The 11,064-nt window shown below is 35.1% G+C and carries 9 protein-coding genes and 3 tRNA genes; 7 read left to right on the top strand and 5 right to left on the bottom strand.

Annotated elements, in window-relative coordinates; translation table 11 throughout:
* A partial coding sequence (locus J5V48_RS01765) for a transposase (protein ID WP_219936343.1) occupies positions 1 to 831 on the top strand: 831 nt, incomplete at its 5' end.
* A gap of 378 nt (positions 832 to 1,209) precedes the next feature.
* Positions 1,210 to 2,406, top strand: coding sequence for an enoyl-ACP reductase FabV (fabV, locus tag J5V48_RS01760; RefSeq protein WP_219936340.1), 1,197 nt, complete (start codon positions 1,210 to 1,212; stop codon positions 2,404 to 2,406).
* A gap of 78 nt (positions 2,407 to 2,484) precedes the next feature.
* Here fabV and folD read toward each other — a convergent pair whose 3' ends face one another.
* Together folD and J5V48_RS01750 are read right to left on the bottom strand one after the other, a co-directional pair.
* Positions 2,485 to 3,345 carry a bifunctional methylenetetrahydrofolate dehydrogenase/methenyltetrahydrofolate cyclohydrolase FolD gene (gene folD, locus J5V48_RS01755; RefSeq protein ID WP_219936337.1) on the bottom strand — a complete coding sequence of 287 codons (861 nt, stop codon included), beginning with the start codon at positions 3,343 to 3,345 and terminating at the stop codon, positions 2,485 to 2,487.
* Between the two features lie 54 nt (positions 3,346 to 3,399).
* Positions 3,400 to 4,242: a sulfite exporter TauE/SafE family protein gene (locus J5V48_RS01750; RefSeq protein ID WP_219936335.1), complete on the bottom strand. Its 843-nt coding sequence runs from the start codon at positions 4,240 to 4,242 to the stop codon at positions 3,400 to 3,402.
* A gap of 256 nt (positions 4,243 to 4,498) precedes the next feature.
* On the opposite strand from J5V48_RS01750, the gene J5V48_RS01745 reads away from it, so the two are divergent.
* From J5V48_RS01745 to J5V48_RS01730, 4 genes are all read left to right on the top strand, one after another.
* Positions 4,499 to 4,575, top strand: a tRNA-Arg gene (locus J5V48_RS01745).
* 28 nt (positions 4,576 to 4,603) lie between these two features.
* A tRNA-His gene (locus tag J5V48_RS01740) sits at positions 4,604 to 4,679 on the top strand.
* A gap of 21 nt (positions 4,680 to 4,700) precedes the next feature.
* Positions 4,701 to 4,784, top strand: a tRNA-Leu gene (locus tag J5V48_RS01735).
* Positions 4,785 to 5,114: 330 nt separating this feature from the next.
* Positions 5,115 to 6,548: an RNA-binding domain-containing protein gene (locus tag J5V48_RS01730; RefSeq protein WP_219936333.1), complete on the top strand. Its 1,434-nt coding sequence runs from the start codon at positions 5,115 to 5,117 to the stop codon at positions 6,546 to 6,548.
* Positions 6,549 to 7,116: 568 nt separating this feature from the next.
* On the opposite strand, the gene J5V48_RS01725 is transcribed toward J5V48_RS01730, so the two are convergent.
* Positions 7,117 to 8,007: a hypothetical protein gene (locus tag J5V48_RS01725; RefSeq protein WP_219936331.1), complete on the bottom strand. Its 891-nt coding sequence runs from the start codon at positions 8,005 to 8,007 to the stop codon at positions 7,117 to 7,119.
* 320 nt (positions 8,008 to 8,327) lie between these two features.
* The gene (locus J5V48_RS01720) at positions 8,328 to 8,975 is read right to left on the bottom strand and encodes a YczE/YyaS/YitT family protein (RefSeq protein WP_219936329.1); all 648 of its coding nucleotides are present in this window, start codon (positions 8,973 to 8,975) and stop codon (positions 8,328 to 8,330) included.
* A gap of 116 nt (positions 8,976 to 9,091) precedes the next feature.
* Between J5V48_RS01720 and J5V48_RS01715 the strand changes: the two genes are divergently transcribed.
* Positions 9,092 to 9,805 carry a hypothetical protein gene (locus J5V48_RS01715; RefSeq protein ID WP_219936327.1) on the top strand — a complete coding sequence of 238 codons (714 nt, stop codon included), beginning with the start codon at positions 9,092 to 9,094 and terminating at the stop codon, positions 9,803 to 9,805.
* Positions 9,806 to 9,861: 56 nt separating this feature from the next.
* Here the strand turns inward: J5V48_RS01715 and pheA are convergent, their stop codons facing one another.
* Positions 9,862 to 11,025, bottom strand: a complete 1,164-nt coding sequence (gene pheA, locus J5V48_RS01710; RefSeq protein WP_219936325.1) for a prephenate dehydratase — start codon at positions 11,023 to 11,025, stop codon at positions 9,862 to 9,864.
* Positions 11,026 to 11,064: the final 39 nt, after the last annotated feature.

Genomic DNA, 11,064 nt, shown 5'->3' with positions numbered 1-11,064 from the left:
GCTCATAGAATTAGAGAGCAAGCTAGAACCAAGAAGAACGACTTAGTGGTTGATATTATCAAACGTGCTTTAAACATGGGAATCGAAGGTGAATACATTCTAATGGACACCTGGTTTTACTCAGACAAGATGTTTGTTGAACTAGGTAAATTAGGTGTTAGTCCAATCTGCATGCTAAAACAAAACAGAGTGGTATCAATTGATGGTGGTGTTACCTTCTTAAAGTTAGATAAGGTTCTAAAGCACTTATCTAAATCAGGGGTATATTCCAATGCCAATATCATCAACTCTGTTGAAGCTGTAACTAAAGGTGGTATCAGACTTAAGTTAGTTTTCGTTAAGAACTACAACGATCCTTCAAAGTTCATTGTAATTGCCACCACTGATATCTCTTTAAGCGAAGATAAGATCATTCAACTGTACACAAGAAGATGGTTTATCGAAACCAATTTCAAAGCACAGAAGTCTTACCTTGGTTTAGACACAGAATGTCAGGCTCACGACTTTGATACCATCAACTCTTTTGTTCACATTGCTAACCTAAGATTTCTAATCCTAGAAATCCTAAGAAGGTTGTCTAACGATCCTCGTTCTCAAGGTGAGCTCTTTAGACTAATAAACAAAGAGCTGCAAGAACAACCATTTGTTAATGCATTAACAAGTTTAGTAAGAATGTGCTTTGATATTCCAAAAATCCTAGTAAATAAAGGATTATTGGCTGAATCAAAGATAGCTGAAGCACAACAAGTAATAGATGAGACTATTGACCAGTGGGCATCAGGTATTACTAAATTCCTGCAAAAAATGTTTATCAAAAAACAAATTTCCTAAAAAATCTGTCAAAAACGTATTTTTAAAGAGCATCAGCAGCGCTAGACTGCTTGTATTAAACTTTTGTACTCTAATTTCTCACTTTTTGAAGTGCAGAAGTAGAGTAATTTTATAAATTTGTTCATTTTTCAGACTGTTTTTTTATTTCTTTTCGTTTTTGTGTCGAATAAAAGATTATACGCTCAAATAATTAGCAATGATTTAATAATTGATGACAAAGTTCAAAAAATAAGGATAGACCGCAAACAATTTTTATGTCAGAAAAATCTGATAATCAATCTTGCAAATGTTAAAGCAATCTATTCTATATATTTTAAAATCTGATAAAATCACACATCAGAAAAAAAACATCGCACAATGTGCAAGAGGAGATATTGAATGATTATTGAACCAAAAGCTCGTGGTTTTATCTGCGTAACAACTCATCCAACTGGTTGTGATGCAAATGTATTAGAGCAGATTAATCTTGTAAAGAAAGGTGGCGCCGTAGCAAACGGTCCAAAGAAGGTTCTGGTTATCGGTGCATCAACTGGTTATGGTCTTGCTTCACGTATCAGTGCTGCTTTTGGTTCTGGTGCAGCTACTTTAGGCGTATTCTTTGAAAAGCCTGGTTCAGAAAAGCGTCCTGGTTCAGCTGGCTGGTACAACACCTGTGCATTTACAAAGTATGCAAAAGAAGCTGGCCTTTATGCTCGCAACGTTAATGCTGATGCTTTCTCAAATGAGTGCCGTGATAAGGTTATTGAGATTATTAAAGAGGATCTTGGCCAGGTTGATATGGTTGTATATTCTCTTGCAGCCCCTGTTCGTAAGATGCCAGAAACTGGTGAAGTTGTAAGATCATCATTAAAGCCAATCGGTCAGACCTATACTTCAACTGCAATTGATACAAACAAGAACGAAATCATTACAGCTTCTTTAGAGCCGGCAACTCAGGAAGAAATTGATAACACTGTTAAGGTAATGGGTGGTCAGGATTGGGAGCTTTGGATTGAGGCTCTTAAGAATGCTGGTGTTCTTGCTAACGGCTGTAAGACAGTTGCATACAGCTATATCGGTACTGAAATTACATGGCCAATCTACTGGCATGGTGCTTTAGGTAAGGCTAAAGAAGACTTAGACAGAGCAGCTAAAGCTAATAACGAGCGCTTGGCTTCTGTTAACGGTGAGGCAAGAGTTGCTGTATTAAAGAGTGTTGTAACTCAGGCTTCTTCAGCTATTCCTGTAATGCCTTTATATATTTCTCTTTGCTTCAAGGTAATGAGAGAGCAGGGTATTTATGAGTCTGTAATTGAGCATATTTACAGAATGTTCAAGGAAATCTATTCAAATACTGTTGAGATCGATGATGTAAACCGTATTCGTATGGATTCATGGGAATTACGCGACTCTGTACAGGGTAAGTGCAAGGATTTATGGCCAAAGGTAACAACAGAGAATCTGTTTGAGCTTTCAGACTATGCTGATTACAAGAAGCAGTTCTTACAGTTATTCGGCTTTGAGGTTCCTGGTGTAGATTACTCAGCTGATGTAAATCCAGATGTTAAGATGGAAAATCTAGACAGCCTGATTTAATTACAGAAAATAAAAATGCCTGAGATAACTCAGGCATATAAAAGAGGATCCAATAAAATGGATCCTTTTTTTTGTATGTTAGATGTGGCTTAAGTATGCAGTTACAGTGTTCTGCATTAAAGTTGCAATTGTCATAGGACCTACACCACCAGGAACTGGAGTGATGTAAGCTGCTTTCTTTGATGCGTTTTCAAAATCAACGTCACCACATAAAGAGCCATCTTCAAGACGGTTAATACCTACATCAATAACTGTTGCACCTTCTTTTACAAGGTTACCGTCTAAAAACTTTGCCTTACCTACAGCTACAACAAGAATATCTGCCTTTGAGATAAGCTCTTTTTGCTCTTCAGGCTTTGAGAATCTATGGGTTACTGTGGTTGTACAGCCAGCTAAAAGTAATTCTAAAGCCATAGGGCGACCAACGATGTTTGATGCACCAACAACAACAGCATTAAGGCCTTTTAGATCATTACCTAGTGTCTTGTGTAGAAGTGTCATTACACCGTGAGGTGTACATGCACAGATGTATGGAATTCTCTGTACAAGACGACCAACGTTGTATGGATGGAAACCATCAACGTCCTTGCTTGCACTGATACGCTCAACAACAGATGACTCATCAAGATGAGATGGTAGAGGGAACTGTACGAGAATTCCGTCAACCTCTGGATTATTGTTCAGATCATCAATAAGTTTATCTAACTGCTCTTGAGTTGTATTCTCATCTAAATCATATGCAAATGACTTGATACCAACTTCTTCACATGCTCTTCTCTTGTTTCTAACATAAACCTGTGATGCTGGATCAGAACCGACAAGCACAACTGCAAGACCTGGTCTGCGGTTGCCTTTAGCAACATTTTCATCTACTACTGATTTTAATTCAGTTCTCAGGTCTTTTGCGATAGCTTTTCCATCGATGATCTTTGCTGTCATGAGCTATATTTCTCCGTTAAAAAAATAATGGTGCAATTGTATACGATTTTTATCCTATAAGTAATAGCTTAATCCTGAATAAAGCATTCTTGCACTGATTATGAATAAAGCAACTGCAAAAATTCTCTTTAATGTAACAGGTTTAATGCCTTTGCCCACGCTTACCCCAAGAGGTGCACAAAGATATGAAACAGGTATTACGCATGCAGCTGCTAACACATTTACAAGACCAAATGTGCCAATAGGTGCATGTTCAGGAGTTGTGTTAGTAAGTAGCATCAAAATTGCACCTGGAACGCATACAAAAAGTGATACTGCAGAAGAGGTTCCAATTGATTTATGTGGCTCAACAGAACAGGCATTTAAAACCGGTACTGTAAGTGTTCCACCACCAATACCAAGCATTGATGAGAAGCAGGCAATACAAAAAGCAATTATTCCCTGTCCGAATTTACCTGGTAATGATTCAAAAGCTGGTTTTGCCTTTGCTCTGAAAATGGTATTCAGAGAGTTTAGGATCATTATTGAACCGAATAGCAGTGTAAGCCAAGCACCTCCGAAAAACTTTGAAACCATGATACCTACAAGCACACCTAACAGCATGAATACAGACCATGCCTTTATTACTGCAAGATCTGTATTACCTTTTTTATACTGTGAGCGCGCTGCAGAAATAGATGTCGGAATCATGCAAAGAAGAGATGTTCCTGTCGCAACAACAATTGCAATATTAGGATCAATATGAAAGAAAACAGTAAATAGGATGTAGAAGCAAGGAACAAAGATAATTCCTCCACCAACGCCTAAAAGTCCTGCAAGAAAGCCTGCAATAACGCCACAGAGTAGTAATGAGAAAAGTGTGATTACAAGTTCAGAAAAAGGTATACCTAATAACATTTTTATCACCTAAAAAAATTTTTTACAATTTTATCAGAGATCAAATGAAGTGGCTTAATTTTGTTTTAATTGAAAAAAACGATATATATGGGATTTGTAAAAAAAAACAAGAAAATTATTTTCTAATTAATAAAAAAATATGCTTAAAACCTAAAAAAAAGATTGACGATTATAGATTCCTCTAGTATCATACATCTCCGTTGAATCGCTCCACTAATACTGTGTAGCATATTCGGTTAGATCCTAACCATAGCTTGCGTCCTTAGCTCAGTTGGATAGAGCAACAGCCTTCTAAGCTGTGGGTCAGAGGTTCGACTCCTCTAGGACGCGCCAGTAATACGATTCAATGATAGCTTCGATGGTGGCTATAGCTCAGTTGGTAGAGTCCCGGATTGTGATTCCGGTTGTCAAGGGTTCGAGCCCCTTTAGCCACCCCATCTGATTCGAAGTTAGCTTTTGCGGGAGTGGCGAAATTGGTAGACGCACCAGATTTAGGTTCTGGCGCCTTCGGTGTAAGGGTTCGAGTCCCTTCTCCCGCACCACCAAATCAAAAATCGCACCTTTTAATTCTCAAAAGTTACAAAAAGTATCAATTAGTTAATTGATTGATCATGTAATTTCTTTATTTTGTTCTAAATGATATTTTTTGATGCTTTGTGCACTATTTATATTTGTGATCGCATAAAGAGATCACAAAATTGCGATCACAATGCGATCACAATTTTGATAAAGTAAAGCATTAGTTTTTTTAATTTTGACTCGACTAATATATTAATAAATAAGATCTATTTTGTTTGTAATTTAGTTAGCGTAAATCTTTACAAAGATTATCTGACGACCAATCAGTTTTAGGATGAAATCGGGGAAAAATAATGATTATTGGTGCAGAAAGTGAAACTGTTGAATTTAAGCAAACAACTGGCGAAAAGAAAGAAGCTATGGAAGCTATTTCTGCAATACTAAACAAACATTGCCGTGGAACATTGTATTTCCGTGTTGATGATTCAGGATTTGTAAAAGGGCAGCAGATAAGTGATTCTACAAAAAAGGATATTTCAAGAATCATCAACGATTCAATTGAACCAAGGATAACACCTACAATTGAAGTATTAACAATAGAGCAGAGAAATGTAATAAAGGTTTCATTTTCCGGTCACAATAGACCTTACTCGGTAAACGGTAGATATCTGATTAGAACAGGCACTGAGAATAGGAAAATGTCTACTGATGAGCTTAGGCGTCTAATTAAGAATGATGACTATTCATCTAAATGGGAAGAGGAGCTAACTGACTATTCTTATGATGATCTTGATGATAACTCATTACAGGATTTTTTCAGTTCAGCAAAAGACTGTGGTCGATTAGTAATGGATAGTTATGATAAAGAGAAGCTTCTCTCATCAATTGATTTGGTGAAGAATGGCTGTCTTAAGAATGCTGCCTATGCATTATTTGGAAAGAAAGCAAAGGTTGGATTAAAACTAGCTTCCTATGCCACAGACAATAAAGTAACGATAACGGATTTAAAACTTATCGAAGGCAACATCTACAACCTTGTAGATAAGGCATTAGATTATGTCTTAAATCGAATTAATTGGCGTGTTGAGATCGGTACAAGGAAAAGAGAGGAAATTCCTGAAATACCGGAGAAAGCAATTCGTGAAATTATTGTTAATTCCTTTGCTCATGCTGATTACACAAATTCTCCTGAGATAGAAATCGGTATACATCCTGGAAAGATTGAGATTTATAACCCTGGTACCTTTCCTGATGAATTGACTCCAATTGATTTTATTTCAAAAAATCTTCCTTCATATAAGCGAAACAGATTGATCCTTGACGTGTTGTTTAGAAGTCGAGATGTTGAAAAGTCGGGCACAGGATTTCAAAGAGTCAATGAATATTGTACTCAGCAGAACGTAGAATGGACTTTCAGAAAAGAAGCTTATGGTTTCTTTTTCGAGTTTGTCCGGACAAATGGCCAGACTGTTGTCCAGACAAATAATAAATTACAAACTCAACTTGCTGAAAATTCAGGAAATATTAACGACAAAGAAAAACCTGTCTGGACAAATGGCCAGACTGTTGTCCAGACAATTGTCCAAACGGAAAATGAGATTTCTGCATCTGAGCGAATGGTTTTGGATATTATCAGAAATAACGAAGGACTGTCTAAAGCAGAAATCGCAAGTAGAATTGGTAAGTCAGAACGCTCAGCACAAAGAATAATATCTTCTTTAATTAAGAAGAAATTATTAGAGCCTCAAGGTGCTAATCAGTCGAGAACTTGGAGAATAAAGGAATAATCATTTGAATAACTGTTACTGATTGATCCATATTCCAAATTGCCAAATTCTCAGATTGGCACTTTAAATGGCAATTTAAAAAAAGCTGATATAAAAGCCAAAATACGCAATAGTCTAGATTTTAAAGTGCCAAAATCCCTAGGATGACACTTTAATGGCACTTTAAATATGTTCATATTACTTACTTGTGGGAAAATCGGAGAAATATAGAGAGCAAAAACGTTTTTAATTTATATTTCTCAAGAGGACTGCAATGAAAAATAGATTAATATTGTGTAATTTTTTAGTCGATATAATATCCTAGCAAATCGGGATTTTAGCGCTGTGTCCATCTCTTCTGGAGCTAAAATGGACACGAAAAATAACTTATTGATTATCCATAATAAAAAATGAAGAATAGTTCTCTCTTTCGCACCACCTTAAACTCTTTTTTTCTAATTCTAAAATTCTCAAATATTTATTAAGTAACAAGAAGTTTGTCTGTTTTATTATGATCCTTTACTCATAAACAAATCTAACATATAAACTTCACTAAACAATATGTCTAATGAAGTTTCTTAATCAGATATTAAAGGTAGGCCTCGCAGTATCTGTCGTCTTCACAAGCTACTGCAACTGTTACAGAATAGATTTCAATACCGTTTTCTTTTTTCAGAACAGATACGTCTAAGTAGTGTGTTTCGTGTTTTCTTAGTTTTTCCTCATTGATTAGATATTTTTTGATTATCTTTTTATCTTTTGGAATTATACCTGTTACAGGATCATCTACAGGAAAATAGTATGTTACACAAGTTGTTTCCTCTGAATACCAAAGCTCTGCCATATAACTGCGATGATCTGAAAAAAATCCTGAATTTGTTCTGATTGTTCCACCGGGTGTTCCATTTTCATGAATAAGTTTTGGAGTAATAGTTATTCTGTTAACTTTTACAGGATCTTTTTCCTTCTTCTCTTTGTATCGCTGGCCATCTTCATCCATTGGTCTTCCAAAATGTTTTGTTAGCTCTAATTCTTCATCGGTTTTAGTTACAATAGGATGTTTTCCTTTATTTTGCTTTTCTATGATGCTCCAAGCTGTATCAAACCAGATTTGATCGTAATCTTCTGCATATTCAACTTTTTCTGTTAATTTTTTGAATTCTTCATATGCATCATCTCTAATAAGAAGAACATTTCCTGCTCCTAAATACTGAAGATTCCAACCATTAGATGCGTCATTTTCATTGTTGAATGCACCATTTTCTAAATCATTCAGAATAGGAATTGCTCGTAAAAGTTTTTCATATTTGATGTCATCATAGCAGTAATTTCCTTGAAAAATGCTTCCGCCATAGGTTATGACCACAACATTTCCGGGGCATCCCATAGCACCGCTTCCTGCAAAAAGAATAAACTGTGCGTTCTTAAACAAACTTTTTTTCAGATGTATATTGCTAACATGAGTTATTATCTTTTCCATTAAGCGTACTCCTATCTTAGATAACTATCTATTTTTAGATATGTTTTTGTGTTCTTGTATGAGTTTATATTTTATAAAGCTTTGCTATATATAAATATTATACATATAAGTAATCTGTCTGTAAAATTGTTATTCAACAAAACGATGTATTGCTCATCTATTTGTTTTTATATTATTTGGTGTCAAAAAATGTAAAATGCAGTTAAAGAGTAGTGTTAAAAAATGTAGAAAACTTATGTTATGAAGTGTTAAATAGAGTTAATTCATTATGAATTTTAACGAAGAATAGGAAAAACAGACTTGTATTCAAAAATTCATTTCTATTGATCAAATTTTCTAATAATTCTGTTAATTAGCTTTTCATTGTATGGAAGAAAGATACCTGCAACAGGTCCTACAATAAAAGCACAGATTACTGTTCCAATTCCAAGAGTTCCTCCAAGGGCAAAACCTATAGCAGCAAAAATAACATCAACGCAAATTCTTACAGGTGCAAAATTCATTTTGGATTTTTCACTTAAAACCAGTGCTACAAGATCGTTTGGTCCAGTACCAGCCTTTGATTTTATTACGATTGTCATTCCATAGGCTAGAATTGCGCATCCTACAATGTTTATGAATACTCTGAAAGGAAGATTCATAAATGGCTTTACTATTGGTTCAAGAAAGTAATTGAAAAAGTCTATTATCGGACCACCGCAGAACATGCAGATAAGAGTACCTGTTTTTATGTAGCTTTTGTCTGTGAATAAAAGAACAACAATAATAAGAAAGCTAACCAGCATATGAATTCTGCCATGAGTTGCAAATTCAAATGAGAATAACTGCTGTTGAGTTCTAAACAGGCCTTGTATCATGACATTAAAAGGATCAGATCCTAGATCTGCTAGTAGGAAAAAAGACACACCAAGATGAGCAATAGAAAGTCCAATAAATAGAATTACAAGTCGTAAAAAGAAGATTTTCATGATGTACTCTTTATCTTAATAGTATCTTGTTGAATTATACTTTAGATTGAATTTTGTTAATTTGAGAGATGTTGTGATCTAAATATTTACAGTAGATTTCGATAAGGAGTATAGTTTTGATTCTTTCACAGTTCAAATCACTATTTGCAAGAAAACATGCATTACTGATTGCTGTATGTGCTTTAGTTCAATTCTCATGCACTAATCAGCCAAATAGAGCATTGAGTATTGATGATAAGTACTCTCTTGCAGTAGAAGCTGTAAAACATCTTGATAAGAAAGATATTAAAGATTTGGTGGTATTAAGTCGGAGTGATCCTTTATCTGGTGTTATTGGTGATAAGGTTTTACTAGCTACATTTCATGATGCTCCTGAGTTTTATAAGGAAGGTACATATAATATTCTTAAGATACTGGTTATGTGGACAGCAACAGCAAAAGAGGTTTCTTACAAGATGGCCTCTGATCTTTCTAACTGTTCAAAAATCAGAATAGCTCAGATTATAGGTGTTGGTCCTAAGGACAGACTCACAGATGTATCAGTTATATCAGTAAAGATCTCTGATTTATTCAGACCTGCATACAATCCAGATGTGACAGATAACAGAATGTCTTTTAACATTGAGTCTGACAATAAGGAGTTTATTAGCTTCTTTAAGAATAACTTTGTAAACAATACATATCCGTGGACAGCTCTTGGTTATACATATGATTATGGCAAAGAAGATCACTATGGTTTAAGTGAGTTCGTATTGTTAAAAGGAAGCGGATATTATGTTGAGAAGACAGTTAAAATTGATGACTATATTAAGAATAAGTGTCAGTTTTAGACAGAAAGGCTTTGTATATAAAATACCACTCTAAAAGAGTGGTATTTGATTATGATCTATTTATTCTGCTGAATCTCAGAACTTGCATAGCAACCTAATACCTTCATGAAATTGGTATATGGCTTAATGCTGTCTAGAATTTCCTGCATTGCAGCATCATTTACATTTGCCTGAACATCAGCAAAGAAGATTTCTTCCCAAACATCCTTATTAGAATCAATACGAGGTCTTGAGATGAGTTTTGTTACGTTTATATTACGCTTGGAGAACTCGTTTAAAACCTTGATTAAAGAGCCAGGCTGATACTTCTGTACAGAAAAAGCAAGAGATGTTTTCGCTGCAATGGTTTCAGGTATATTAACAGCTGTCATTGATATAGCAATGAATCGTGTGAAATTATTTGGATTATTAGAGATGTGATCTGCAATAGGAGTAAGATTGTATAAGTCTGCTGCCATATGGGAACCAATTGCAACGTGGTGAGGATCCTTCATATTTGCAACAATTTCCATTGCTTCTGTGGTTGCACTTGTATAGTGAACATTAACGTTTGGAAGCATTTTCTCAATCCACATTGAGCACTGTGTAAGTGGCTGTGGATGAGAGTAGATATCTGTTATTTCAGACAGATCTGTTTTCTCAACACCAAGAATAGAGTGATCGATTGGAACGAAGATTTCTCCAACAATTGAAGCTTTTGTGTTCTGAATTGTATCAAGAACATCATTAATAGAGCCAGAGCTTGAATTCTCAATAGGCAGAATGCCAAATTCACATTTTGAGTTTTCAACTGAAGATACTATCTGAGTAAATGAAGAGCATCCTTGAGCATCAATTTTTCCTTTGAATCCTTCAAGATATCTTATTGTTGCAATATGAGAATAAGAACCTTTTGTTCCAAGATAAGCAACTGATGTATCTCTTACAATGGTGTCAGAGTTTGCTTTTGCAATAATATACTGCTGTTCTGCACAGCATGTGTGCTTAATAATGGTTTTGAACAGATCTGTAATATAAGATGGAGAAAGACCTGCGTCTTTAGCTTTTTTTCTTAAGGTAACAAGTTTTGAGTGTTCACGCTTTGCATCAGTAATAGACTGATTGTTCGCAAGCTTGTATTGAGCAATATCATTTGCAACATCCATTCTTTCAGTAAGAAGGCGGATGATTTCATTATCTATTCTGTCAATGTCATCTCGACACTGTAGTAAATCTCTCATAATTAATCCTGTTATTTCACTTACAACAGTATTTTAAAA

Source organism: Succinivibrio faecicola, assembly GCF_019448115.1.
GTDB lineage: Bacteria > Pseudomonadota > Gammaproteobacteria > Enterobacterales > Succinivibrionaceae > Succinivibrio > Succinivibrio faecicola.
The sequence above is the reverse complement of the archived record's forward strand: the minus strand, read 5'-3'. Positions and strand labels throughout refer to the sequence as shown.